This window comes from Mycobacterium sp. RTGN6, assembly GCF_033804605.1.
Taxonomy (GTDB): domain Bacteria; phylum Actinomycetota; class Actinomycetes; order Mycobacteriales; family Mycobacteriaceae; genus Mycobacterium.
In genome coordinates this window covers 582752-607768 of sequence record NZ_JAPZKZ010000001.1, presented here as the reverse complement: position 1 = coordinate 607768, position 25017 = coordinate 582752, and the positions used below count along the sequence as shown (strand labels likewise).

29 protein-coding genes are annotated in these 25017 nt (G+C 68.0%); 17 read left to right on the top strand and 12 right to left on the bottom strand.

What is annotated here, in order from left to right; translation table 11 throughout:
* Positions 1–4 precede the first annotated feature (4 nt).
* On the bottom strand, positions 5–478 hold the full coding sequence (locus tag SLQ33_RS02985; RefSeq protein WP_319452276.1) for a DUF309 domain-containing protein: 474 nt from the start codon (positions 476–478) through the stop codon (positions 5–7).
* Positions 479–574: 96 nt separating this feature from the next.
* Between SLQ33_RS02985 and SLQ33_RS02980 the strand changes: the two genes are divergently transcribed.
* Positions 575–1009 carry an SgcJ/EcaC family oxidoreductase gene (locus SLQ33_RS02980; RefSeq protein ID WP_319452275.1) on the top strand — a complete coding sequence of 145 codons (435 nt, stop codon included), beginning with the start codon at positions 575–577 and terminating at the stop codon, positions 1007–1009.
* A gap of 14 nt (positions 1010–1023) precedes the next feature.
* Here SLQ33_RS02980 and SLQ33_RS02975 read toward each other — a convergent pair whose 3' ends face one another.
* Both SLQ33_RS02975 and SLQ33_RS02970 read right to left on the bottom strand, forming a co-directional pair.
* A complete protein-coding gene (locus SLQ33_RS02975; protein ID WP_319452552.1) occupies positions 1024–1461 on the bottom strand; it encodes a hypothetical protein in 438 nt (145 codons plus the stop codon).
* A 57-nt stretch (positions 1462–1518) separates the two neighbouring features.
* Entirely contained in the window at positions 1519–2196 is a 678-nt protein-coding gene (locus SLQ33_RS02970; protein ID WP_319452551.1) for a DedA family protein, read from the bottom strand.
* Positions 2197–2352: 156 nt separating this feature from the next.
* On the opposite strand from SLQ33_RS02970, the gene SLQ33_RS02965 reads away from it, so the two are divergent.
* Genes SLQ33_RS02965 through SLQ33_RS02945 form a run of 5 tightly spaced genes read left to right on the top strand, consistent with a single transcriptional unit; the run spans position 2353 to position 8794 of the window.
* Positions 2353–3627, top strand: coding sequence for a competence/damage-inducible protein A (locus SLQ33_RS02965; RefSeq protein WP_319452274.1), 1275 nt, complete (start codon positions 2353–2355; stop codon positions 3625–3627).
* A gap of 6 nt (positions 3628–3633) precedes the next feature.
* A complete protein-coding gene (locus SLQ33_RS02960; protein ID WP_319452273.1) occupies positions 3634–4563 on the top strand; it encodes a choline/ethanolamine kinase family protein in 930 nt (309 codons plus the stop codon).
* 1 nt (position 4564) lies between these two features.
* The gene (locus tag SLQ33_RS02955) at positions 4565–7021 is read left to right on the top strand and encodes an FAD-dependent oxidoreductase (protein ID WP_319452272.1); all 2457 of its coding nucleotides are present in this window, start codon (positions 4565–4567) and stop codon (positions 7019–7021) included.
* A 50-nt stretch (positions 7022–7071) separates the two neighbouring features.
* Positions 7072–7578 (top strand): hypothetical protein, encoded by a 507-nt coding sequence (locus SLQ33_RS02950; protein ID WP_319452271.1) that lies wholly within the window; start codon positions 7072–7074, stop codon positions 7576–7578.
* Positions 7579–7591: 13 nt separating this feature from the next.
* Positions 7592–8794 (top strand): alpha/beta fold hydrolase, encoded by a 1203-nt coding sequence (locus SLQ33_RS02945; protein ID WP_319452270.1) that lies wholly within the window; start codon positions 7592–7594, stop codon positions 8792–8794.
* Between the two features lie 4 nt (positions 8795–8798).
* Here the strand turns inward: SLQ33_RS02945 and SLQ33_RS02940 are convergent, their stop codons facing one another.
* The 3 genes from SLQ33_RS02940 to SLQ33_RS02930 are packed head-to-tail and all read right to left on the bottom strand — an operon-like array spanning position 8799 to position 10471.
* A complete protein-coding gene (locus SLQ33_RS02940) occupies positions 8799–9155 on the bottom strand; it encodes a hypothetical protein (protein WP_319452269.1) in 357 nt (118 codons plus the stop codon).
* 3 nt (positions 9156–9158) lie between these two features.
* Positions 9159–10076 (bottom strand): alpha/beta hydrolase, encoded by a 918-nt coding sequence (locus tag SLQ33_RS02935; RefSeq protein ID WP_319452268.1) that lies wholly within the window; start codon positions 10074–10076, stop codon positions 9159–9161.
* Between the two features lie 59 nt (positions 10077–10135).
* The gene (locus SLQ33_RS02930) at positions 10136–10471 is read right to left on the bottom strand and encodes a hypothetical protein (RefSeq protein WP_319452267.1); all 336 of its coding nucleotides are present in this window, start codon (positions 10469–10471) and stop codon (positions 10136–10138) included.
* 130 nt (positions 10472–10601) lie between these two features.
* Here SLQ33_RS02930 and SLQ33_RS02925 point away from each other — a divergent pair, with 130 nt between their 5' ends.
* Positions 10602–11255 carry a response regulator transcription factor gene (locus tag SLQ33_RS02925; RefSeq protein ID WP_319452266.1) on the top strand — a complete coding sequence of 218 codons (654 nt, stop codon included), beginning with the start codon at positions 10602–10604 and terminating at the stop codon, positions 11253–11255.
* 6 nt (positions 11256–11261) lie between these two features.
* Here the strand turns inward: SLQ33_RS02925 and SLQ33_RS02920 are convergent, their stop codons facing one another.
* Positions 11262–11621, bottom strand: coding sequence for a response regulator transcription factor (locus SLQ33_RS02920; protein ID WP_319452265.1), 360 nt, complete (start codon positions 11619–11621; stop codon positions 11262–11264).
* A 110-nt stretch (positions 11622–11731) separates the two neighbouring features.
* Here SLQ33_RS02920 and SLQ33_RS02915 point away from each other — a divergent pair, with 110 nt between their 5' ends.
* From SLQ33_RS02915 to SLQ33_RS02880, 8 genes are all read left to right on the top strand, one after another.
* On the top strand, positions 11732–13267 hold the full coding sequence (locus SLQ33_RS02915; RefSeq protein ID WP_319452264.1) for an ATP-binding protein: 1536 nt from the start codon (positions 11732–11734) through the stop codon (positions 13265–13267).
* An 81-nt stretch (positions 13268–13348) separates the two neighbouring features.
* The gene (locus SLQ33_RS02910) at positions 13349–14170 is read left to right on the top strand and encodes an alpha/beta hydrolase (protein ID WP_319452263.1); all 822 of its coding nucleotides are present in this window, start codon (positions 13349–13351) and stop codon (positions 14168–14170) included.
* On the top strand, positions 14167–15822 hold the full coding sequence (gene mdcA, locus SLQ33_RS02905; protein ID WP_319452262.1) for a malonate decarboxylase subunit alpha: 1656 nt from the start codon (positions 14167–14169) through the stop codon (positions 15820–15822). Before SLQ33_RS02910 ends, mdcA begins: the two co-directional genes overlap by 4 nt.
* Positions 15823–15827: 5 nt before the next feature.
* Entirely contained in the window at positions 15828–16730 is a 903-nt protein-coding gene (mdcB, locus tag SLQ33_RS02900) for a triphosphoribosyl-dephospho-CoA synthase MdcB (protein WP_319452261.1), read from the top strand.
* A gap of 2 nt (positions 16731–16732) precedes the next feature.
* Entirely contained in the window at positions 16733–17041 is a 309-nt protein-coding gene (mdcC, locus tag SLQ33_RS02895) for a malonate decarboxylase acyl carrier protein (RefSeq protein ID WP_319452260.1), read from the top strand.
* Positions 17038–18672, top strand: coding sequence for a biotin-independent malonate decarboxylase subunit beta (gene mdcD, locus SLQ33_RS02890; RefSeq protein WP_319452259.1), 1635 nt, complete (start codon positions 17038–17040; stop codon positions 18670–18672). The genes mdcC and mdcD overlap by 4 nt, the downstream gene beginning before the upstream one ends.
* Complete coding sequence (locus SLQ33_RS02885; RefSeq protein ID WP_319452258.1) at positions 18660–19274, top strand: malonate decarboxylase holo-ACP synthase; 615 nt, start codon at positions 18660–18662, stop codon at positions 19272–19274. The genes mdcD and SLQ33_RS02885 overlap by 13 nt, the downstream gene beginning before the upstream one ends.
* Positions 19274–20197 (top strand): ACP S-malonyltransferase, encoded by a 924-nt coding sequence (locus SLQ33_RS02880; RefSeq protein ID WP_319452257.1) that lies wholly within the window; start codon positions 19274–19276, stop codon positions 20195–20197. Before SLQ33_RS02885 ends, SLQ33_RS02880 begins: the two co-directional genes overlap by 1 nt.
* Positions 20198–20203: 6 nt before the next feature.
* On the opposite strand, the gene SLQ33_RS02875 is transcribed toward SLQ33_RS02880, so the two are convergent.
* The 5 genes from SLQ33_RS02875 to SLQ33_RS02855 all read right to left on the bottom strand — a co-directional run bounded on the left by SLQ33_RS02875 (position 20204) and on the right by SLQ33_RS02855 (position 24197).
* Positions 20204–20410 (bottom strand): hypothetical protein, encoded by a 207-nt coding sequence (locus SLQ33_RS02875; protein WP_319452256.1) that lies wholly within the window; start codon positions 20408–20410, stop codon positions 20204–20206.
* Positions 20411–20503: 93 nt separating this feature from the next.
* On the bottom strand, positions 20504–21967 hold the full coding sequence (locus SLQ33_RS02870) for an amidase (RefSeq protein ID WP_319452255.1): 1464 nt from the start codon (positions 21965–21967) through the stop codon (positions 20504–20506).
* A gap of 52 nt (positions 21968–22019) precedes the next feature.
* Complete coding sequence (locus SLQ33_RS02865) at positions 22020–22778, bottom strand: class I SAM-dependent methyltransferase (RefSeq protein ID WP_319452254.1); 759 nt, start codon at positions 22776–22778, stop codon at positions 22020–22022.
* A 16-nt stretch (positions 22779–22794) separates the two neighbouring features.
* Positions 22795–23796: a TerC family protein gene (locus tag SLQ33_RS02860; protein ID WP_319452253.1), complete on the bottom strand. Its 1002-nt coding sequence runs from the start codon at positions 23794–23796 to the stop codon at positions 22795–22797.
* A gap of 179 nt (positions 23797–23975) precedes the next feature.
* The gene (locus SLQ33_RS02855) at positions 23976–24197 is read right to left on the bottom strand and encodes a hypothetical protein (RefSeq protein ID WP_319452252.1); all 222 of its coding nucleotides are present in this window, start codon (positions 24195–24197) and stop codon (positions 23976–23978) included.
* Between the two features lie 115 nt (positions 24198–24312).
* Here SLQ33_RS02855 and SLQ33_RS02850 point away from each other — a divergent pair, with 115 nt between their 5' ends.
* On the top strand, positions 24313–24726 hold the full coding sequence (locus tag SLQ33_RS02850) for a VOC family protein (protein WP_319452251.1): 414 nt from the start codon (positions 24313–24315) through the stop codon (positions 24724–24726).
* Between the two features lie 27 nt (positions 24727–24753).
* Positions 24754–25017 (top strand): EF-Tu/IF-2/RF-3 family GTPase, encoded by a 264-nt coding sequence (locus SLQ33_RS02845; RefSeq protein WP_319452250.1) that lies wholly within the window; start codon positions 24754–24756, stop codon positions 25015–25017.

Sequence of the window (25017 nt, the reverse complement as noted above, 5' to 3'; positions counted from 1 at the left end):
ACGATCACGGGTGTCGGATCAACACGCGGGGGCGTAGTCGATCCGCGCCGATGTCCACGCCCGCCCTCACGTCGGCCATCAGCGCGTCTGCATAACCGGCGAGCCCGGTGGTGTCGACGTCGTAGCGCGCACCGAGGGGGCCGATGGCTTCGGTCGCGCGCTGCAGCAACGCCAGGGCGCCCGTGCGATTTCCGCGCTGCAGATGCGTGATGGCCACTGCGAGTTGCGCGAGTGCGCGCCACAGCACGCGGTCCTGTTCATCGGCCTGTTTCCACATCGCCTCGAACACTTCATGGGCGTGGAAGGCCCGACCTCGGTCGATGAGGTCCTGGCCGACGGTGAGCGCCTCCCGCGGGGTGAAGACGGCATCCTCGGGGATGCGGGGCACACCGGGAGCCCCCTTGGGGAGCGGACGACCAAGCTCGTCGCGAGCTCTTGCATTGCGGGCCCGCCCCGTTGCGTCGCGGTCACGCGCCATTTGGCACCTCTGTTCGGTGACCCGGCTCAAGGCTGGACGCGATGAGTTTTCCTGCCACCGCTGGTCATTATCCGTAACACCACGAGAAGGAACACCGTGACCCAGTCAGCCATCGACCAACTCAAGGCCCTCGTCGACGAACGCATAGCCGCAGTCAAGGCTCGCGACGGGGAGACGCTCATGGCTCGCGAACACCCCGAGGTGTTGACCTACGGTGTGCTCGGGGCGCTTCAAGCGACGGGCAACGATGCCGTCGAGGAGCAGATGAGCGCCTGGTTCGGCGGCTACCGGGAGGGCCCGCACTACGCGGTGCACGACCTACGGGTCGACGCCGACGGCGACCTGGGCTACTGCGCGTTCGTCTATCACGTCACCGGCATTCTCAAGGACGGCACTGAGGTCAGCATGGCCGTGCGGGCGACCCTGGTGTGCAAGCGGATAGCCGGGCGGTGGCTGATCGTGCACGACCACGAGTCCGTCCCGTTCGACGTCGAAACCGGGTTGGCCCTCACCGATCTGCAGCCGAGCTAGCGTGTTGCCGATCTTCACGCGGCGAACAGCCACACCGCCAGGAAGGCGGCGAGGCTCATCAGGCACACGAGGTGCTGGGCGCAGATCGAGCGGGCCAGCCTAGTCTGCTCGGCGGCCGTGTCGGTGCGCCTGCCGAGCCGCACCGCGTTGGGCACCGTCCGCGCCAGCGCGAGCGCGACCGGCCCCACCGCAAGGACCGCCGCAACCCCCAACAACCACGGCGGGTCACCTCCGACCGCTGCGCGAATCCCCAACGACACCAGCGTCACCGCCATGACGACCGCGATAACGTGGCCCATCGGGCGAGCCGTCGTGGTGGCGCGGTGGTAGTAGTTCGCGATGGAAGCCAGCACCGGTTCTGGAAGCGTCGGCGCGCCGCGATGGGCGAGTACCTGGACGTCGAACATCAGGTCCATCCATAGCACTGCCACCAGGAACCCGCTGCAGGCCATCAACACGGCAAGGACGGTTCCCACATGGGCGAACCTACGCGCGAAACCGGGCTGGCCTTAGCGATCTGCAGCCGAAGTGGCGCGCGGGTCGCTCGCGTCGGCATCACCGCGTCGGCGGACCGCCATGGCGCGCAACACCGACCCGACGACCGGGAGGGTGGACAAGATGGCGATCGCCAACACCATCCACTCGAGATGCGCGTTGACGAACGACACCCCGCCGAGGTGGTAACCCAGCACCGTCAACCCGACGCCCCACGCGGTCGCACCGACGATGTCGTAGGCCAGGAACACCGGATACCGCATTCCCGACGCGCCCGCGATGACGGGGGTGAAGGTCCGCACCACCCCGACGAAGTGTCCGATGACGATGGTCTTGCGGCCGTGTTTTTCGAAGAACGCGTGCGACGACTCGAGGTAGTGCTTCTTGAAGAACCGCGCGTCCTCCTTCTTGAACAGCGCGGGCCCCAGCCGCCAACCGATGACGTAGCCCAACTGGCCTCCGGCGACCGCCGCGATGGCCGAACACGGGGCGAGCGTCCAGACGTCCACGGGCGCGTTTGGCTGGGCCGCGATCAGGCCCGCGGTGAACAGTAGGGTGTCGCCGGGCAGGAACGGGAACAGCAGGCCCGTCTCGATGAAGACGATGATCATGACGCCTGGCAACACCGCAGAACCAAACAGGCCGCCGGCGCCCAGCCAGTACATGGGATCCATCACGGCGGGCAGAGCCATCGCGCCGGTGGTCACGGCCGCAAACTAGCCCGCCTACGTTGCGAACTGGCAAACGACACGTGGATCGTCGGAAGAATCAATCGAATTCGACGTCGCGTCGGGCATGTGCTCCGACCGGATGAACTGGTCGCACGTGGCGTCGTAGTGTCATATCCCGTGAGTGCACGCGCAGGCATCGTCGTCACGGGAACCGAGGTCTTGACCGGCCGAGTTCAGGATCGCAACGGGCCGTGGCTCGCCGATCAGTTGCTCGAACTCGGTGTCGAGCTGGCGCACATCACGATCTGCGGCGACCGCCCCCAGGACATCGAGGCTCAGCTGCGCTTCCTCGCGTCGGAGGGGGTGGACCTGATCGTCACCAGTGGGGGACTGGGCCCGACCGCCGACGACATGACCGTCGCGATGGTCGCTCAGTTCTGCGGCCGCGAGCTGGTGCTGGACTCGGAGCTCGAAGCCACCATCGCGAACATCTTGAAGAGGCTGATGCAACGGTTCGACGGTGTTGACTTCGACGCCGTGATGGCTGCCAACCGCAAGCAGGCCATGGTGCCCGTTGGCGCGCAGGTGCTCACCCCGGTCGGAACGGCCCCTGGCGTCGTGGTGCCGGGCAACCCGACGGTCGTCGTCCTGCCGGGACCGCCGCGCGAGCTGCAACCCATGTGGCCCAAGGCAGTGGAGACCGCCGCGGTGCAGCAGGCGATCGCCGGCCGCACCGTGTACCGACAGGACACGATCCGCATGTTCGGGCCGCCCGAGTCCGGATTGGCGGAGACGCTGCGCGACGCCGAGCAGGCGGTGTCTGGATTCGAACGACTGGAGATCACCACGTGCCTTCGCCGGGGTGAACTGGAAATCGTCACGCGCTACGAGCCCGACGCCGCGACGACGTATCACGAGCTCGTCGCGCTGCTCCGCGATCGCCACGGCCGCGAGCTCTTCTCCACCGACGGCGCGTTCGTCGACGACCAGGTCGCCGACTTGCTGTCCGGCCGCACCATCGCCACGGCGGAGTCGTGCACCGCGGGGATGGTCGCGGCACGCTTGACGGAGCGCCCCGGCTCGTCGGCGTACGTCGCAGGCGGCGTGGTGTCGTACTCCAACGAGGCCAAGGCCGAGTTGCTCGGCGTCGATCCGCAATTGATCGAAGTCCATGGTGCGGTGTCGGAGCCGGTCGCCGAGGCGATGGCCGCAGGGGCACTGAAGCGGTTCGGCGCGGATACCGCGATCGCAATCACCGGAATCGCGGGCCCAGGCGGTGGGAGTGCCGAGAAGCCGGTCGGCACGGTCTGTTTCAGCGTGAAGCTCGATGACGGGCAGACGACCACCCGCACGCTGTTGTTGCCCGGCAACCGCTCCGACATCCGGGAACGGTCGACGACCGTCGCCATGCATCTGCTGCGTCGAGCCCTCGTCGGCTCCGATACCGACTGAGCGCGCGTGGCAACACAGTCGTTCAAGCTCACCGACGCAGAGCTCGATGCGGTGCTCGATCAGCTCCCCGCGCTCGCGGGGCAACCCCGTCGGCTGGAGGACCTCTCGGGCGGCCTGACAAACCGCAACGTCAAGATCACGACGTCCGCGGGGGTTTACGTCGCGCGTTGCTGCGATACCTCGACGAGCCTGCTCGGCATCGACCGCGACAACGAGTACGCCAACAGCAAGGCTGCAGAAGAGGCCGGCGTCGGGCCTCCGGTCATCGACTATCGACCCGACCTCGGCATCCTGCTGATCGGGTTCGTCCCTGGCACGACGCTCGCCAACGAGGACTTTGCCAGGCCAGGGGTGATCGCGAAGGTGGCCGCCGGATGCCGCACGTTGCACTCGGGTCCCAGATTCCGCGACGACTTCGACATGTTCGCACTGCAACCCCGCTATCTGAAGGTGCTCCAGGACAACGGTTTCCGCATCCCCGACGACTACTCGAGCTACGCCGATCAGTTCGCCGCCATCCGGGCGGCCCTTGCCGCGGACGACACCACCGTCCCGTGCAACAACGACCTGTTGGCCGCCAACTTCGTCGAGGACGGCGACCGGGTCTGGTTGATCGACTACGAGTACTCGGGCAACAACGACCCGTGCTTCGAACTCGGCAACGTCTGGCGCGAATGCCGGCTGACCCTGGATCAGCTGGAGGAGCTGGTCGGCGCCTACTACGGGCGGCCGCTGCGCCACAAGCTCGCAAGGGCCCGGCTGCAGGGCACCGTCTCGCAGTACGGGTGGACGCTGTGGGGCTGCATTCAAAACGGTGCCAGCGCTTTGGAATTCGACTTCTGGGAGTGGGCAATGGAGCGCTACGAGAACGCCGTCGAGGAATTCAGGGGACCAGACTTCGACCGGCTGCTTGCCGACGTGCGGGCGCAGGACTGACATGGCAACCACACCCGTTCCGGATCGCGCGCAGGTCGTCATCGTCGGCGGCGGCGTCATCGGAACCAGCGTGGCCTACCACCTGACGAAGCTCGGCTATCGCGACGTCCTACTGCTCGAGCAGGGCCAACTGTCGTCCGGGACTACTTGGCACGCTGCGGGTCTGGTCGGTCAGCTGCGGGCGTCGGAGAGCGGCACCCGGCTGGTGCAGTACTCGACGCAGCTGTACACCGAACTCGAGGCCGAGACGGGCCTGACCGCCGGCTACCGACAGTGCGGGGGAGTGACGGTCGCGCGCACCGAGGATCGGATGATCCAGTTGCGCCGCACGGCCGCCAACGCCGCCGCGTTCGACCTCGAGTGCGAACTGCTCACCCCGGAGCAGGCGCAGCAGCACTACCCGGTGATGCGGGTCGACGACCTGGTGGGGGCCATCTGGCTGCCCGCCGACGGGCGGGCCAACCCGACGGACCTGACGCTCGCCCTCGCCAAGGGTGCCCGGCTGCGCGGAGCCCGAATCGTCGAACGCACCAGGGTCATTGGGGTGATGACGGACAAGGGTCGGGTGACGGGGGTCCGTACGGACACCGGCGACGTCGAGGCGGAAGTCGTGGTGAACTGCGCCGGCCAATGGGCCAAACAGGTCGGGGCGATGGCGGGCGTGAACGTGCCGCTGCACTCCGCCGAGCACTTCTATGTCGTGACCGAGGCCATCGACGGCGTCCACACCGACATGCCGATCCTGCGCGACCCCGACGGATACACGTACTTCAAGGAAGAGGTCGGCGGACTGGTGGTCGGCGGCTTCGAGCCACAGGCCAAGCCGTGGGTCGGCCCCGACGACATCCCGTATCCCTTCGAATTCCAACTGCTGGAAGAGGATTGGGAGCACTTCCAAATCCTCATGGACAACGCGCTGCTGCGCATCCCCGCCCTGGAGGACACCGGCCTGAAGAAGTTATACAACGGACCGGAGAGCTTCACCCCGGACAATCAGTTCATCCTCGGCGAGGCACCCGAGTGCACGAACTTCTTCGTGGCCGCGGGCTTCAACTCGGTCGGCATCGCATCGGCAGGCGGCGCGGGCCGGGCGCTCGCGGAGTGGATCGTCAACGGCGCTGCGACGACCGACCTGACGAGCGTCGACGTCCGTAGGTTCGCCCCGTTCAACGGCAACAACCGATGGTTGCACGACCGGGTGTCGGAGATCCTCGGCCTGCACTACGAAGTGCCTTGGCCCAACCGGGAACTCACGACTGCGCGACCGTTCCGGCGTTCGCCAGTACACCACCTGCTCGTCGCCGCCAATGCGAACTTCGGCAGCCGGATGGGCTGGGAACGCGCCAACTTCTTCGCCCCACCCGACGCGGAGCCGACCATCGAGTACTCGTGGGGCAAGCAGAACTGGCTACCGTGGTCGGCCGCCGAGCAGACCGCCACCAGAACCGCGGTCACGGTATTCGACCAAACGTCGTTCTCGAAGTACCTACTCGTCGGCCCCGACGCCGAGTCCGCCCTGCAGTGGCTGTGCACGGCCGACATGGCCGTCGACGTCGGCAAGACGGTGTACAGCGGCATGCTCAACGAGCGCGGCACCTACGAGTCGGACGTCACCGTGACCCGGACCGCCGACGACGAATTCTTGATAGTCAGCAGCGCGGCCACCACCGAGCGCGACAAGGACCACATCCGCAAGAACCTGCCCGCGGACACCCGCGCGGAACTCGTCGACGTCACGTCGTCGCTGGCCGTGTTCGGTGTGATGGGGCCGCGTTCGCGGGAGCTGCTGAGCACCCTCACCGACGCCGACCTCAGCGATTCGGCGTTCCCGTTCGGCACCAGCCAACGAATTGGGTTGGGCTACTCGACGGTTCGCGCCACGCGGATCACCTACGTCGGCGAACTCGGATGGGAGCTGTACGTCCCCGCGGAGTTCGCCGTCGGCGTCTACGACGACCTGATGGCCGCGGGCGCCGTGTTCGACGTGGCCCGCGGCGGCTACTACGCCATCGAATCCCTGCGCCTGGAAAAGGGTTACCGCGCCTTCGGCCGCGAACTGACGCCCAACGACGACCCGGTCCAGGCCGGACTGCTGTTCGCCTGCAAGCTCAAGACCGATGTCGACTTCCTCGGCCGCGCAGCAGTGGAGAAAGCCCGCGCCGACGGGCCGCGGCGACGGCTCGTCGGCTTCTCGGTTTCATCAGCAGACCCGATGCTGTGGGGCGGCGAGCTCGTGCTGCGCGACGGAGTGGTCGCCGGCCAGGTGACGTCGGCGGCCTGGGGCGAGACGATGGGCGGCTGCGTCGGATTGGCGTACCTGCGGTCGAGCGACGACTCACCCGTCACCGCCCAGTGGATCGGGGCAGGCGAGTATCAGGTCAACGTGGGAGGAACGCGCTACCCAATCACGGTGACACTCAAGGCCATCTACGACCCGACCAACGCCAGAATCCGCTGAGCCTGTGGTCGAATACGAATGCCCCTCAACACCGTGGAAGGTTGGTCGCAATGACGCTCTACGAAGCGCTCGAGCCGTGGAAGGATCTGCTCGTTGCCTCGGCAGGCGCGTCCGCCGCGTTGGCCGGGCTCGTCACGGTCGCGATTGCGACGAACATCTCCGAGATCCTCAAATTCCCATGGTTGCCGTCGCGGGCCGCCACCTCGATCGGGTTACTGGTGCTCATCCTCGTGGTCTCGATCGCGGGCCTGATGCGGCCGCAGCCGCTGCTATGGTTCGGCATCGAGACCATCGCCTTCGCCGCGATCACCTGGTTGATCACCGCGCGGACGGTGTGGGCGAAACTGGCGATGCGCCGCGAGACGACGCGGCCGCGCTGGGAGATCGTCCAGGAGGTCCTGCTCTACCAGGTCAGCGTGCTGCCCTTCGTGGTCGGTGGCGTGCTGTTGACGCTCGACGACCCCAACGGCATGTACTGGGTTTCGGCGGGAATGATCGCCGCGGTCGTCATCTCGATGCTGACCACCTGGGTGCTTTTGATCGAGGTCCTGCGATAGGAGGTCGTTGCTCGTGAAGGCGCTGCTCGAAGACCCGGATCTGGACGCGCAACTGAGTCGAACGCTGATCGCCATCGCGGCCGAGGCGGCCGATCTCGGCGAGGCGCTGGCCACCGCGGGCCGCGTCCCGGCGGGGGACTACGACGCGTGGTACCGGGAGTGGTCCGCCACCGCCGAGACAGCACGTTCGGTGGGCGACAAGGCGCTGGCTCGCGGCCAGGTGGTGACGGCACGCAAGGCGTTGTTGCGTGCGTCCGAGTATTGGCGGCAGTCGTTCTTCTTCCTTCGCCACGACTTGGACGACGAACGGCTTCAGCACGCGTGGCGCCAGCACCGGCTGGCGTTCCGCGCGGCGCTGCCCCTGCTGGGATGGCGTGTCGTCACGGTGGAACTCCCGTTCGACGGCGCCACGATGACGGGTTACCTCTTCCGGGCTGCCGCCGACGACGGAGTTCCACGGCCAACTGTGTTGACACCCTGCGGATTCGATTCGACGGCGGAAGCGGGCTACGTCGCGACGGGTTACATGGCGTTGCCACGCGGCTACAACTTCTTCGTGTTCGAGGGCCCCGGCCAGGGCGGCATGCTGTTCGAGCACCGCAAGCCGTTCCGCCCGGACTTCGAAGTGCCGTTCCGCGTCGCGTTCGACTGGCTGGTGGCTCAGGACGGCGTCCATCCTCAGGCGGTCACGGTGATCGGTCGCTCGTTCGGCGGGTATCTCGGCCCCCGCGCGGCAGCGTTCGACCCGCGGGTGGCCGCACTGGTTGCCGACCCTGGCCAGTTCAACTTCGCGTCGCGGATCGGAGTGCTCGCCAAGGGATTCGGGGACGACTTCCTCGTCCGGGTGGCCGCGGCCGACCCGGAACTGGACGCGCAGCTCGAAACGTTGCTGGAGGGTTCGCGCAATCGGGAGTGGTACGGGTCGCGCATGGCTGCCATGGGCCGCACGACGGTCGGCGACTTCATCCGCAGGCAACTGCAGTTCGGCCTCGACGGGCTGGCGGAAGACATTCGGTGCCCGACCCTCGTCACGGAGGGCGAGGGTGACTTCGCTTCACAGAGCCAGGTGCTCTACGACGAACTCACCTGCCCCAAGCGGCTCAAGACGTTCACCGCGGCCGAGGGCGGCGGCGGACACTGCGAGGGGTACGGCGCGACCCTGTTCGAGGGCTACGTGTTCGACTGGCTCGACGGAGTGCTGGGCCGGCGAGGCTGACTGGTCACGCGCCGACGGCACTGAAGTAGCCGACGAGGCCGAGCACGCAGATCACCCCGCACGACACCATCGAGCCGACGGCCCACGGCCACCCGGGCTTGCGGCGCACCAGCGCGACGATCGTCGCCACCGAGACGAGCACACCGACCACCAGGGCCACCAGGATCGCGCCCCAGACGGCGGTGGCCGCACCTTCGGCGCTGCACGTCTCCGGCGGGCAGTGGTCGAGGAACGCCAGCAGGAACACCCCCATCGCGGCGGCGACGACGCCGAACGCCGCGGTCAGCACGATCGCCAGGATCGACACGACGAGATCCACGGCCGAAACGGGCGGCTTCACGGGCCGCGGAGGGACGATCACGGCTCAGTGCTCTTTGTCGACACTGTCCCAGAGCTCGACGAGGGAACCGAGAATCTCCTCGGCCACACCAAGTCCACCGAGATGACTCTCGCCAGGCAGGGTGTACAGCTCGGCGTCGGGCAGCCGGGATACGACGTGCTCGCCGTGTGCGAACGGGACGATGTGGTCCTTGTCGCCGTGCCACCAGCGCACCGGAACCTTGACCTCGTCGAGCCGGAAACCCCAGTCCTTGGCGAAGACGGCGACGTCGGCGAACGGTGCGGACAGCTGCTTGCGGCTCCCGTTGAGTAGGTCGTCGAGGAACATCGCGCCGAACTCGGGCCGCTCCAGCAGCCGCCGGTCGCCCTCGGGTGAGATCAAGGCGTAGGCGTAGAGCCCGAGCGGGGCGATGGGGCGGAGTAGCTGGACGAGGCCGACGGCGGCCAGCCGCAGCGGAAGTCCGATGATCGGTAGCGCGGGCGCGACCTTGGAACCGAATCCCATCAGGCCGCCGCCAATGCCCTCTTCGCCGACCGTCGGGGCGACCCCACCGAGCACGCCCGCGACCACGACTCGGTCTGGCATTGCCGCCGCGCAGGCCAGTGTGTAGGGACCTCCGCCGGACAGTCCGATGACGGCCATCTGGTCGATGCCAAGCACGTCGGCGATGGTCCGCAGGTCGTCGGCGAAGGCCAGCACGTTCGGATACTGATGGGGGGTCGACGAGCCGATGCCCGGCCGGTCGACGCCGATGAGCCGGATGTGCTTGCGCTCGGCGTACGCGCGCGCCTCGACCGGGATCTGGCGGCGGGCGCCCGGGGTGCCGTGTAGCCAGAACATGGCGCGCCCCTGCGGGTCGCCGAACTCAGCGAATCCGAGCTGCCGGTCGTTCCCGACGGCGACGTTGCCCTCCAGCTTGGGGCGTTCGATTGACACGGCCATGCGCAAGAGTCTCGCACGGGCGCCACCCGCAGTTAGCCGGCTTCACGCTTATCGCGGCGCTAACTGGCAGCGGCGCACCCAGTGCGACGAAGCTCGTCGACGAAGTCGCGGAACACCGCGTCCCTCATGGCCTGCACCAGTTCGGTCCGCAGGTCGGGTACCGGAAACGTCGCCGTCCAGGTGACCAAGACCCGTTCGGTGTCGACGTCGAACACGTCCATTGTTGCGGTGTAGCCGCGCATCGGGCAGTCGACGACCGGGCCACCGGCGGTCCGGCACTCGCGGTCGGACAGTTGACACAGCTGCTCGACGATTGCCGGCAGGTCGCTTGCAAGCACCTCGATGTCTCGATGAACGCAGACCGCTAGCTCCGTCTGATCCGCTGATCGGCACATGCTTGTAAGCCTTGCCGGTCGCCACCCCGGTGTCGACGGCGTTGACCGCCATTCCGAGTGGGGGTTATCCCCCATACCGAGATGCCTGCTCGCCGGTATTCCACGACGTGCGGATGCGAGAATCCACTGAATGAATGCTGTGCGCGTGGTCGTCGCCGACGACGACGTCCTCCTGCGAGAGGGCTTGGCGAGCCTTCTGGTGCGTTCGGGTTTCGACGTCGTCGGACAGGCGGGCGACGCCGAAGCGCTGCTGGATTTGGTGCGCGGAGAGCGGCCTCAGCTGGCCATCGTCGACATCCGGATGCCGCCGACGCACGAGACCGAAGGGCTTGACGCGGCGAAGACCATCAGGACCGAGTGGCCCGAGACCGCGATTCTGGTGCTGTCAGCTCACGTCGACGTCGAACACGCGATGGAGCTGCTCGCAGGTGGGCACTCCATCGGCTACCTGCTCAAGAGCCGCGTCACCGACGTCGCCGACTTCGTCGACACCGTGGGACGAATCGCCAACGGCGCCTCGGTGATCGACCCCGCCCTCGTGCAGGAGCTCGTAACGGCGCGGCGGCGCGACGATCCGCTGGCCGCGCTGAGCGCCCGTGAGCGGGAGGTGTTGACGCTGATGGCCGAGGGCCTGTCCAACGCAGGGATCGGGCGCCGGATCTGGGTCACCGAGGGCACCGTCGAGAAGCACGTGCGCAGCATCCTGACGAAGCTCAATCTGCCTGAGACTGGCGACGATCACCGCAGGGTGCGGGCCGTCATCATGTACCTCGACGCGCTCTGACGCCAGCTACGCGCGCTGGGCGACCAGGTCCCGAATCGCGTTGGGGGAGAGCGCGAACTTCGGCAGGAAACCGAGCGCCGGGCTGTCGGCGATCATGTCGGCGAAATCCTGCTCGGAGTGCGTCGAGATCAGAATCACCGACGGTGCGGGTGAATTCGCGTCGTGCAGTTCTCGAGCCAAGTCGAATCCGCTCTCCGCACCGAGGTCGACGTCCACCAGAGTGACGTCCGGCCGCAGCTCGCGGTAACGGTCCAGCGCTTCCGCGCCGGTGGAGGCCATCCCGACCACGTCGATGCCCGCGCGCTCGAGCATGAGACGCGCGGCATCACGGAAGTTGGCGCTGTCGTCGACGATCAGACAGCGCACGGAAAACGGTCCAGGTAGCACATTGACCGATACTGGCAGAACCTCGAAGGCGTGGCATTGCTGCTAGCAGGAATCCGTGTCACGTTGCGTACGCACTAGCATCCCGTGCAATGAATGAGCGTTCGGCGCCCGCGGACGGTCGGCGGCTGCGAAGTCGGCTGCTGGCGCTGGTGCTGCGCCCGACGGCGCGCCCCCTCGGCTGGGGCATCCTCACGGCGGTCGGGCTCATCGCAGCCGAGTCGCTGCTGGTGCTGCTGCTGAAGCGCACCGCACCGGACAACTCGTACGGGGCGATCTTCCTGTTCGGCGTGCTGATCATCGCGGCCGGGTGGAACTTCGGGTTGGCGTTGGCCACGTCGCTGGCCAGCGCGGCGGTCTACACGTACTTCCACGTCGAGGACGGCGACAGCCTGATACCCGCGTTGTTCGTGTTCGTTCCCTTGGCGTTGTTGGCCAGCGTGCTCGCCAGTCAAGCCAGGGTGCGCGCAGCCGAATCGGAGGAACGCCGCCGCGAGGCCGCCGCCTTGGCCCGCCAGCAGACGGCGTTGCGCCGCGTCGCGACGTTGGTCGCGCGGGGCGCCGACCCGACCGACGTGTATCCACTTGCGGTCGCCGAGCTCGCCCGCGGACTGGACGTCGAGCACGTCACGCTGACCAAGTTCGAACCCGGCGATCACTGCGTCGTGCTGGCCACACACGACGGCCCCGGCAAGGCGAAACTGACGGTCGGAGAGCAACTCTCGCTGGAAGGCGACAGCCTGACCGTCCGAATCCGCGACACCGGCGAGCCGGCCAGGATCGACGACTACACCACCATCGACGGACCGGTCGCGAACCGGCTACTTGACCTTGGACTGCACTCCGGGGTTGGCAGCCCCGTCACCGTCAACGGCGAACCGAGGGGCGCACTCATCGTCGGCTCCGCGCTTCGGGGGCCGATGCCCGCCGAAACGGAAACGCGGGTAAGCGATTTCGCCGATCTGGTGGCCACCGCCATCGGCAATGCGGAGACACGCGCCGAACTGCAGGCGTCCAGAGCACGCATCGTCGCTGCGGCCGACCAGGCCCGCCGCGGCATCGAACGCGACCTACACGACGGCGCACAGCAGCGCATCGTGTCGCTGGGCCTCGGACTGCGGGCCTTGGAGTCATCGATCCCCGAAGGCGACGCCGCCGTCCACAAGCAGGTCGACAATCTCATCAACGGCATGGCCGACCTGTACACCGAGTTGCAGGAGTTGTCTCGAGGCATCCATCCGGCGATCCTGTCGAAGGGCGGCCTGGGGCCGGCCATCAAGACGCTGGCGCGACGCTCGACAGTGCCCGTCGGACTCGAGCTCGCAGTCGACCGCAGGCTGCCCGAATCCATCGAGGTAGCAGCCTATTACGTGATCGCCGAGGCTCTGACCAACGTCGCCAAGCATGCCGAGGCGTCAGTGGTGACCGTGCGAGCTCACTGCGACGACGACGAACTTCGACTCGAGGTGACCGATGACGGAGTCGGCGGGGCGGGCTCCGGCGGTGGCAGCGGGCTGCTGGGACTCAAGGACAGGGTCGAGGCGGTCGCCGGGCGGCTGAAGGTCACCAGCGCGAACGGCAGCGGGACGACGGTGTCGGCCCGGATCCCCGTGCCCGACCCCAGCTAGTCGCGATACCGGGTAGCCGGTATCGCCAAGGTGTCGTCAGCGGCAATGACACGAGCACCGCCAAGGAGCAAGGTCATCGCCATGAAGAAATGGCTCCGCCCCGGACTCGTCACCCTGGCCTCCGTCACCGTCGCAATGGTGCTCACCTGCTCGCCGGCCGAGGCCGCGCCCGCGACACCGGCCAGTGACGTCACCGTCGTCCTGGTGCACGGCGCATGGGCCGACGCGTCGAGTTGGAACGGCGAGGTCACGGCCCTCGAGCACAAGGGCTATCAGGTCAGGGCCATCGCCAACCCCTTGGAAGACCTCACCAGCGACGCCGCGACCGTGGCGTCCTTCCTTCACACGATCGACGGTCCGGTGGTGCTCGTCGGCCACTCCTACGGCGGATCCGTCATCACCGAGGCCGCCGCGAGCAGCCCGAACGTCAAGGCCCTCGTCTACGTGGACGCCGCCGCACCCGACGTCGGCGAGACGAACGGCTCCCTGAGCGGCGCCGACTCGGTGCTCAAGCACCTGCCTGAGGAGCAGCTGTTCGACAAGGTGCCCTACCCAGGCGCACCAGCCGGGGCGACCGACCTCTACCTGCGCAAGGACGTCTTCCTCGAGCACTTCGGAAACGACCTGCCCGCCGATGTCGCGACCCGGCTGTGGGCGACCCAGCGCGCCGCCTCCACCGCGGCCTTCGAAACCCCGGCCACCGCAGCGGGGTGGAAGACCATCCCGTCGTGGTACTTCATCAGCAGCGGCGACCAGATCATCACGCCCACGTCCGAGGAAGCGATGGCGCAGCGGGCACACTCCACGGTCACCCTGTTCCCTGGCGGCTCGCATCTGACGCTGATCAGCCATCCCGACGCCGTCACGGCCGTCATCGAGTCCGCCGCGGAGACCGTCCGATGAGCACGCCGGCCGTCCGCACGCGGTGGGACACCCGCCGCCAGGCGAAGGCCGGCCGGATCACCGACGGCGCGCCGTACTGCGACGGCAAGGTGGTGCAGCCCGGCAGCCTGCCGGAGCTGTTGCAGGCCGTCATCCACCCAGGCGATCGCGTCGCGCTCGAGGGCGACAATCAGAAACAAGCCGACTTCCTGTCCCGCACGCTGGCCGCATGCGACCCCACCCGCATACACGATCTCCACATGCTGATCTCGTCGGTGTCGCGGCCCGAGCACCTCGACCTGTTCGAGCGCGGCATCGCCACCAAACTCGACCTCGCCTACGCCGGGCCGCAGAGCGTCCGGATCGCCCAACTCGTCGAAGACGGCACGGTGCGCATCGGCGCGATCCACACCTACGTCGAGTTGTACGCCAGGATGTTCACCGATCTGGCGCCGGACGTCGTGCTGCTCTGCGCCTCGGCCGCCGACCGTGACGGCAACCTGTACACCGGCCCCAACACCGAGGACACCCCGACCATCGCCGAGGCCGCGGCGTTCCGCGACGGAGTGGTGATCGTGCAGGCCGACCGGATCGTCGAGCGCGACGACCTGCCCCGGGTGGACATCCCCGGCGATTGGGTGGACCTGGTGGTCGAGGCCGACCGTCCGTTCGCCCTGGAACCACTGTTCACCCGCGACCCGCGACACATCGGGCCGGTCGAGATCCTCAAGGCCATGATCGCCATCCGCGGCGTCTACCAGCGCCACGAGGTGACCTCGCTCAACCACGGCATCGGGTTCGACACGGCCGCAATCGAATTGATTCTGCCCACCTACGGCGATCAGCTGGGCCTCAAGGGGCGGATCGCCAAGCACTGGACGCTGAATCCGCATCCGACGCTGATCCCGGCGATCGAATCCGGCTGGGTTGAGTCGATCCACAGCTTCGGCGGCGAGGCGGGGATGGAGCGCTATACCGCAGCCAGGCCCGACGTGTTCTTCACCGGACGGGACGGCTCGCTGCGGTCCAACCGGGTGCTGTGCCAACTCGCGGGACAGTACGCGGTCGACATGTTCATCGGTTCGTCGCTGCAGATCGACCGCGACGCCAACTCGTCCACCGTCACCGACGGCAGGCTGCCCGGGTTCGGCGGTGCCCCCAACATGGGCCACGATCCCCACGGCCGCAGGCACGCGTCGCCGGCCTGGCTGAGCATGATCCACGGCGAGGGCGCGGCCGTCCGTGGGCGCAAGCTCGTGGTGCAGATCGCCCAAACGTTCACCAAGGGCGGCATTCCCACGTTCGTCGAGACGCTCGACGCCGTCTCCGTTGGCAAGGACGCGGGCATGCCCGTGCCCCCGGTGATGATCTACGGCGACGACGTCACCCATGTCGTCACCGAGGAGGGCGTCGCGTACCTCTTCAAGGCGCCGTCGCTCGACGATCGCCGCGCGGCGTTGGCGGCGATCGCGGGCGTGACACCCGTCGGCCGCACCGCCGACGGGCGTCGCACCGAGCGGCTCCGTCGCGACGGATTGGTGGCGTTCCCAGAGGATCTCGGCATCAGCGCCATGGCGGCCGACCGTTCATTGCTCGCGGCCCGCAGCATCGCCGACCTCGTCGCGTGGTCGGGCGGACTGTACGACCCGCCTGCCCGGTTCAAGGATTGGTGAGTGCCATGGCGATTCATGTCGACACGCTGCCGCTACGACGTTCGGCACCCGCGCTGCCCACCGCGTGGATCGCCGCGGCCGCGGTGCGCGCCATCCGCACCGAGGCCGGGCTCACCCCGAAGCCAGGTCTGGTCGACGCCAGGGGCAACCGCTCGCATCCGGACATGAGCGTCGCGCTGTTGGAGGCGTCGGCGGAGTCCCTGCGCGGTGCGTTGCGTGAGTGTGCGGATGCCGCGCGGGAGCATCCGCTCGGACTCAACCTGCGCGCCCAGGTGGGCGTGATCGGCCGCACGGGGGAGCGCCGAATGCGCTCAGTTACGGGTGGCGTCAACACACACCGTGGCGCGCTGTGGGCGCTCGGTCTGCTGGCCGCGGGCGCTGCCAACGTGACCTCGTCGGGTTACTGCGTCCCGTCTCGCCGGGTCGACACCATCCATGCCGCAGCCGCGTACGCAGGCGAACTGGCCGCCGTGCCGGACATCGGAGCACCAGACCGGGTGATGACCAACGGACAACGCGCCTGGTTGCGGTACGGCACTGGCGGAGCGTTGAGCGAGGCGCGAAGCGGCTTCCCTCATGTCGTGCACGTCGGACTGCCGGCGTTGTGGGCCAGCCGGCGCCGGGGCGAGGGCGAAGAGTGTGCGGCGCTCAACGCACTGATCGCGATCATGGCCAGCCTCGACGACACCTGCGTGCTGCACCGCGGCGGGCCACGGGCGCTGGACTTCGTGCACCGTTCCGCGACAGGGATTCTCGAAGCCGGCGGCTGCGCCACCGCGACGGGTAGGCGCAAGCTCGAGTGGTTCTGCGTGCGCGCCGACTGGCGCCGGCTGTCGATGGGCGGAAGCGCCGACCTGCTCTCGGCCACCTTGTTCTGTGACCTGCTACCGCTGTCGAACGGAGCCTGACCATGCAAACCTTGACGTTCCACTTCGCGGCGAGTCAGACACCGATAACGCGTGTCCACATCGGCGTCGTCGCATCCGGCGATCTCGAGGTGCTGTTGGACGCCGCCGACGGAACACCTGAGCTCGCCGAGGTGCGGGTGCGCACCAGCGTGGACGGCTTCGACACCGTGTGGCGCGAAACGCTTGAGCGATTCTTCGCCCACACACCGCTGGGTGGCCGCTGGCAGCTCAACGACTTCGGTGCGACACCCGCCGTCGTCACGCTGCGGCTGCGCCAAACCGCTGAAGCCGCAACGGAGGAACGGACATGACCACCCTGGATTGGCAGGCCGTGCTGCATCGGCGCAGCTTCCTCGAAGGCGACGCGCTGGCCCGGGCCCGCACGCTGCTCGATCCCGACGACGTGCAGGTGCTCTGCGGCCCGTTCGACCGGATCGAATCCCCGTGGCTGGAACCCCAGGGCATCGTCCCGCAATCGGATGACGGCGTCGTCATCGCCAGGGGGACCATCGACGGCCACCCAGTCGTGGTCGCATCCATCGAGCAGGGTTTCCAGGGTGGCGGCACCGGAGAGGTGTCGGGCGCCAAGATCAGCCAGGCGTTGCATCTGGCCGGCGTCGACACCCGCAACGGACGAACCACCGCCACGGTGCTGCTGCTCGAGACCGGAGGGGTCCGGCTGCAGGAAGCCAACCTGGGACTCAACGCCGTCAGCGAAATCTGTTCCGCGGTACTCGAACTGCGCAGCGTTGCGCCGGTGATCGGAGTGGTGGCCGGTCAGGTCGGCTGTTTCGGCGGCATGAGCATCGCGGCCGGCCTGTGCACGCGGCTCATCGTCACCCCGCAAGCCCGGATCGGACTCAACGGGCCCGCCGTCATCGAGCAGGAGGCAGGTGTCGACGAGTTCGACTCGTCCGACCGCGCCTTGATCTGGACGGTCGACGGCGGCGAACGTCGCACCGAGTCCGGGTTGGCGGACACACTGGTGCCCGACGACACCGATCAGCTTCGCGCCGCCGTCAGTGCGGCCGTCGCCGCCGGGGTCCCCGCAGCGGACGCCTATCGGAGCCGACGCCCCGATGCACTAGCTGCCCGCATCGCTGCCGCTCGGCCGCAGCCGCCCGCGCCCGTCGATGCGACGGCGACGAACGACTCCAGGGGCCGCACCTGGCTGGAGTCCCTGGCACACTGCGCGCCGACGGAGGTGGCCCCGTCGGTGCTGCGAGCCGATGATCCCGACGCCACTTTCCTTGCGGTGGTGCCGGATCCGCGCAACGCGTTCCACCGGGCCCGGCACGGCGAGGTCGGGCTGACCGAGGCGTGGGCGCTGGCCGTCGCCATCGACGACGTCGTGCGCGTCGACGCGGCGGCCGAAACCAAGCGCGCCATCGTCGCCGTCGTCGATCTTCCGAGCCAGGCCTACGGGCGCATCGAGGAGACGGCGGGACTGCATCAAGCCATCGCGGTCACCGTCGACGCCTACCACCGGGCCCGCAACGCCGGCCATCCGATCGTCGCGGTCGTGGTCGGCGCAGCACTCTCGGGCGGGTTCCTCGCACACGGCCTGCAGGCGCAACGAATTCTCGCGCTCGACGATCCCGGTGTCCAGATCCATGCGATGCACGAATCGGCCGCTGCGCGCATCACGCAGCGCACCGTCGAAGAACTCGAGCGGCTGGCCAAGACGATCCTGCCGCTGAGCTTCGACGTGCGGGACTGGGCTCAACTCGGGATGTGCGACGGGTTGTTGACGGTGTCGGACGCCGACCACCCGACGGCTGCTGACGTCACGGTCGTCCGCGACGCGGTTCACGAGTCCATCGCGGCCGCACGCACCGGGCCGCGGGACCTCTCGAACCGGCTCGACTCGCCCGGAGCGATGCGGAATCGCAAGGCCTCCAGGATGATCCGCGCGATGATGGCCGAGCAGTGGAAGTCTTGACGGACGTGCGTCCGCACGACCTGCTGCGGATCTCACCTTCGGAGTCGTTGATCCACGGCGGCCCGGGCTGGCTGGAGCAGGCGCTACAGCGGGCTCCGTGGGTGGTGGTCCGGCGGGACGCCACTCGCCCGGGTTTCGTCCCGGTGGGGGTGCGCGGCACGTCCCGCGGCGAGCGCCATCCTGGGCTCATCCGCGCTGACGACGTCGTCGAAACCCTCGCGCCCGCCGAGCTGCTCACCCGCATCGGTCAGCTGCCCGACGTGCCCGCGGCCGCGGCGCTGCATTGTGCCGTCGACGTCTTGAACCCGACGGGCGTCGAGTGGGGTCCCGGCGGCAGCACCGGGTTCAGCCTGGCGTCCGGAGTCTCCGTCGTCACCGCCGACAGCGATCTCGACCTGGTGATCAGACTGCAACGGCTGCCGCAAGCAGCCGAACTCGGCTGCTGGTACGACGGTTTGAGTCGACTGCCCGCCCGCGTCGACTGCCAACTCGACCTGCCGCTTGGGGGAGTCGCGCTCGCCGAACTTCTCGGACCGTCCGAGCGCGTCCTGCTGCGCACCGCGACGGGCCCGCGCCTCGTCGACCGATCCCAGCTGCGCTAGTGATCACTGCGTTCGTGTTTCCCGGCCAGGGTGCCCAACACCCCGGAATGCTTGGCGCACTTCCAGATTCCGTTTCCACCCGGTCCGTCCTGGAGGAGGCCGTCGGCGTCCTCGGCTCGATCGACGCGCTTGACACGGTGGCGAGCCTGACGTCGACAACGAATGCTCAACTGGCCCTGCTCATCTGCGGAGTCGCCGCCGCCCGCACGCTGACGGATGACTACGGGCTTCACGTGGACGTGGTGGCAGGCCATTCGGTCGGCGCCTTCGCCGCCGCCGTCACCGCGGGGGTGTTGACCCTCCCCGAGGCGGTCGACGCGGTACGGGTGCGCGGCGAGTACATGGCGCGAGCGTGTCCACCGGGGCGGTGGGGCATGGCCGCAGTGACCGGACTGAGCAACCGCGCAGTCGCCGACCTCGTCGCGACCGTCGCGAAAGACGACTCCGAGCTCTGGATCGCCAACGTCAATGCCGCCGACCAGTTGGTGCTCGGCGGGACGGTCGCGGCCCTTGAGCTCGCGCGTGACGCGGCGCGCGAGGCGGGGGCCCGACGGTTCGAACTGCTGGACGTCGCGGTGGCGTCACACGGTCCCGTGCAGCGGGCGTGCGAAACTGCGGTGCGCGAACGACTTTCCGGCATTCCGCTGCGTGCGCAGCGTGCCGACTATCTCACCAACGTCGGTGCGCGCCGGATCCGAGACGACGCAGGGGCGGTGCTCGCCGACCTGAGCGCGGCCGTCACCAAACCGGTGCGGTGGTACGACATCGCAAGACTCATGCCAGAGCTGGGCGTCGATCGCGCGATCGAACTACCGCCGGGCCACGTGCTGAGCAGGCTGATCACGGCCACGGACCGCGACGTCGAGGTTCACGCGTTGGCCGACGAGGGTTTCAACCGATTCGCGGCGCGGTCTGGGCACTGAGTGAGCTCAGAGCGCTCCGGGGAACCCCGCCGGATACTCGAACGGGGAGGGGCCGCTGCCGTTGCCGGATGGGCCATCGTCGGTCTGGCACTGCCCTGCGGGCGCGGTGGCGTACGGACACAGCCCGCTGGCCGCGGCACTAGGCGAGAACATGACGAGAAGGGCGACCGCTGCCATCGCGAGGGCAGTGAGTTCAGCGAGTGCGAGCTTCACGCCGACCTCCATTCGCGTACGTCCCATACGTGCAGGAACGCCGACATCGTCGGGATCATTCCGCTTCGTGAAGCATTTATGCAGCTAGATGAGCTAATTACCGATCCAGCCGGGCGGCAACCGCTCAATCCACGGCGTGGCCAACTCGAGTTGGCGCGCGAGCTGCAGCAGGATCGTCTCGTCCGGTGCCACGAGCTGAACGCCGATGGGTAGGCCGGTCGAACTGACTCCGAGCGGAAGCGAGATCGCGGCCCATCCCGTGACGTTGGCCAGCGTGGTCCAACCCGTCGTGGCGAACTCGACGTCGAAGAACCTGCGGGTGGTGCCGCGGGGCTGATCGAGCAGGCGATAGGGCGGGGGCGGAGTGAGCAGAGTCGGCACGAGGAGCACGTCGTGGTCGGTCATCCCCGCGGCGAACCGGCGGGTCTGCGCGTGCACTGCACCAATCGCCGCGGCGTACGCCACGCCCGTCGTCTCGAACCCCTCGCGAACCATCACCCACGTGCTGGGCTCGAACTCGTCCTCGCGGGGCGCACGGCCCAGGTGGGCGGTGGCGAACGCGTGAAGTTCGGCGTTGCTGACCGTGTGCAGGACGGCGATCGCGTCGGCGACGGCGTCGGGATCGATCGTCGGGGCGCCCGCGTCGACGTGGTGACCGAGCCCGGCCAGCACATTCGCGACGGCGTCGACGGCGGCCGAAACCTCGGGATGGGTGGGTGTGCCGGGAAACGGTGACGCGGAAGTGGTCAGAATCCGTTGCGCCGCAGGCTGTTCGGCGATCACATCGAGGAACACCTTGGCGGGCGGTGGCGCCGAGTACGGGTCGCCTTGCGCTGACCCGGTGACCGCGTCGAGCAGTGCGGCGCTGTCTCGGACGGTGCGGGTCAGCGCGTGCTCGTTGACCAGTCCCTCGAGGCCGTGGCCTGCGTTCGGCGCGAACGACGTTCGGCCGCGCCGCGGCTTCAGCCCGACCAGGCCGCAGCACGACGCGGGCACCCGGATCGAGCCGGTGCCGTCACCGCCGGATGCGGCGGGCACGACGCCAGCTGCCACCGCCGCCGCCGACCCACCGCTGGAGCCGCCCGGCGTGATCGCGGGTGACCAGGGATTCACGGTGGCGCCGAACAACGTTGGCTCGGTGGTGCAGTGGTTGCCCCACTCGGGGGTGTTCGTCTTGCCGAACGGAACCAGCCCGGCGGCGAGGTAGCGGTCGACGATCCACGCCGATTCGGTGGCGACGTGAGTGCGTAGCGCCCGCGACCCCATCGCCTCTGGTGCCCCTTCCAGCGACGCGCCGAGGTCCTTGAGCAGGAAGGGAACTCCCGCCAGGGGGCCCGCTCGCCCGGTGCGCAGCACCCCGGAGTCGTCGAGCGCAGCGGCCTGCGCACGGCCGCGCTCGAACAAGTCGGCGATGACGGCGTTGAGCCCTCGGGCCGCCTCGAGTCGGATGATGGCCGCGTCGAGGAGTTCGACGGCGCTGAGTTCACCCGACGCGACGAGTCGGGCCTGACCGATCGCGTCGACGCCGGCGAGGGTTTGGGCCGAGTGGGAGTCCATTGGTTCGGATCTTGCGGGGTCCGGCGCGGATCGGCAACCCGACCAACGCGGGTCAGTGACTACGACGAGCCGTGACGATCCAGGCGCGCGAGTCGAAGTACACGCCGCCGCCGGACTCGTGGGCGTCGAGGGTGGTGCGTAACCGCGTGCGTGCTTGCTCGGCCGCCGCGGCGTCGAGGTTGGCGAGCAGGTCTTCGTATTTCAGGAGGCGAAGCATGGCATCGAGGGCGATGGCGCTGTCCGGGCCGTAGTAGACGGACTCGTGCACGTCGGAGAAGCCGACGTCGGTGAAGCCGGCCGCCGCCAGGATGCCTTCCGTGACGGTCGGGGCGGCGAGTGAGAACGCGTTCGGACCGCCGGGTGCAGCTGGTACTGCGGTGAGAGTCTGGCGGACCGTGGCCCACTCGTTGCGGTCGCGCTCTTGCCAGACCATCAGCACCAGGCGCGCGTCGGGGCGCAGAGCGCTCCCGATGTTGGTGAACGCGGCGACCGGGTCGGCGAAGAACATCGTGCCGAACCTGCTGATGCAGACGTCGAAATGTGCTGGCGGAAAGCGGTGAACCTGAGCGTCCGCCTGCTGGAACGTGACGTTGGTCAGTCCCTCGTCGTCGCTGAGCTGACGGGCCCGTTCGAGCATCGGCGCGGAGACGTCGACGCCGACCGCGCTTCCGGCGACGGCGGCGCGGGCGGCCTCGCGCGTGGACTGGCCTGTGCCACAGCCGATGTCGAGCACGCGGTCGCGAGAGCCGACCCGGGCAGCGGCGCGGAAGTGTGCGTTGTACAGGCGCAATTCCGCGTCGTAGTCGAACATGTCGGACATCTCGCCGCTATTCGGGATCAGGCGCCACGGCATTCGGCTCGGCCCGCTTGTCGACGACGCGGGTCTTGTACAGGCTCGCAACCGTCGTGATGACGAGCGTCACGATGATCACGCCCAGGCTCAACAGCGTCGGGATCTGCGGCACCGGGACGTGCTCGCCGCCGTTGATGAACGGCAGTTCGTTCTCGTGCAAGGCGTGCAGCACCAGCTTGACGCCGATGAAGAACAGGATGAACGCCAGCCCCTGGGACAGGTACACCAGCCGCTTGAGCAGATCGCCGAGCAGGAAGTACAGCTGCCGCAGGCCCATCAGCGCGAACACGTTCGCGGTGAACACCAGGTACGGCTGCTGGGTGAGTCCGTAGATCGCGGGAATGGAATCGAGCGCGAACAGCAGGTCGGTGGTGCCCAACGCGACGATGACGAGGAACATCGGCGTCATCAGCCGCTTGCCGTCCTCGCGGATCCACAGTTTGAGGCCATCCCACTTGTCGGTGAGGCTCAAGTGTGTGCGGGCGAACCTGACCACGAAGTTGTCCGCGTCGTCGTCGTGTTCGGTGTCGCGGGCCAGCGTGATCGCGGTGTAGACCAGGAACGCGCCGAAGATGTAGAAGACCCAGGAGAACTGGTTGATCGCCACGGCGCCGAGCGCGATGAAGATGCCGCGGAAGATCAGCGCAAGGATGATGCCGACCAGCAGCGCCTGCTGTTGGAACTTCTTGGGCACGCTGAAGCTGGCCATGATGATCAAGAAGATGAACAGGTTGTCGACGGACAAGCTGTATTCGGTGAGCCAGCCTGCGAAGAACTCCACCCCGAACTGGCTGCCGTGGAAGAACCACACCCACACCCCGAATGCCACCGCGAGCCCGATGTAGATCGACAACGCAGTCACTAGCTCGCGCTTGGATGGCTCGTGTGGTCGACGCCCGATCACCACGACGTCGAATAGAAGGACTGCCATCGTCACCCCAAGGGTGATGGCCCACTCCAGCGAAGAAACTTGCACGTGCACTGCCTCCGGACGTCGAAAAAACGGCCGAGGTCTCTGCCGCCGCAACTGCGGCCCACGGCACCGGCTGCCCACCTTGGACAACGTGATGACGACACCGCGGCGAAGGAATACTCCCCTCGCAGTCCAGTCTGTCAGATGACTGCGCGCCGACGGAAGCCGGTGCCCGCTCGGGCCTAGTCGCGACCTCGGGGCTGCTTCGGGGTCTGTTCGGCGGCCTTGGTGAGCGACAACGCGATGAGCACGTCGGCGGCGGTCACCAACAGGCCGGCCCAGTACATCCACTTGACCGTCGGATCCGGTTGTGAGGCAAAGTAAGCGATGAGGAAGATGGGGCCCACACAGCCACAGACGAACACGAACGCCTGCACGCGCAGATACCGCCAGAAGGTCGACACGGGGGGCTCTCCGATCAGGGCCGGTGGACGTCGGGGTAAGCATATTGTGAGCAACCTCGCATTCGCGTCCCGCGCATCGCTAGGCTGCGAGCGGCGATAGCCCCGACGACGCGAGGTGACGGTGACCCTGGACTTGCTCACGCCGAGTATCGAACTCGGGCTGGTGACGACGAACCTCGACGCGATGGTCGACTTCTACGAGGGCTTCCTCGGGTTGGAGCTCCAGGGCGTCATCGACTTCGAGGACGGTTCGCAGCGCCGCTACGCACTTGGGTCGAGCGTGCTCAAGCTCGTCACCTTCACGTCGGCTCCGCCACTGCCACCGACCCCGGGCGGGGGACACGCTCAGGCTGGGTTGCGGTACTTCACCATCGGCGTCACGAACCTGCGCGAGGTGGCGGCGAAGGTCGAGGCGGCCGGATACGAGCTCGTCGAACCGCCCACCGAGTTCGTGCCGGTCCCCGGAATGGGCTGGATGTTCATCGCCGATCCCGACGGCAACTCGATCGAGTTGTTCGGCACCCTCTAGTCGGGGCGGGACCCGCAAGGAGGGGCGATGTTTCGCATGGTCGTCGAGGACGTGTTCGTCATCCAGCGTCGTGGCATCGTGGCCACCGGACGCGTCGAGTCGGGCCAGCTGCGCGTCGGCGACGAGGTGCGCGTCAACGGCGGGCTCGGCCTGACCGTGACCGGCATCGAGGCCTTCCGAAAAAGCATCGACGAGGCCAATCCGGGAGACAACATCGGAGTCCTATTCAGGGGCGCGGAGCGCGAACAACTCGGCCGGGGCGACGTGTTGACTGCTCCGTCGGTGAGCTGA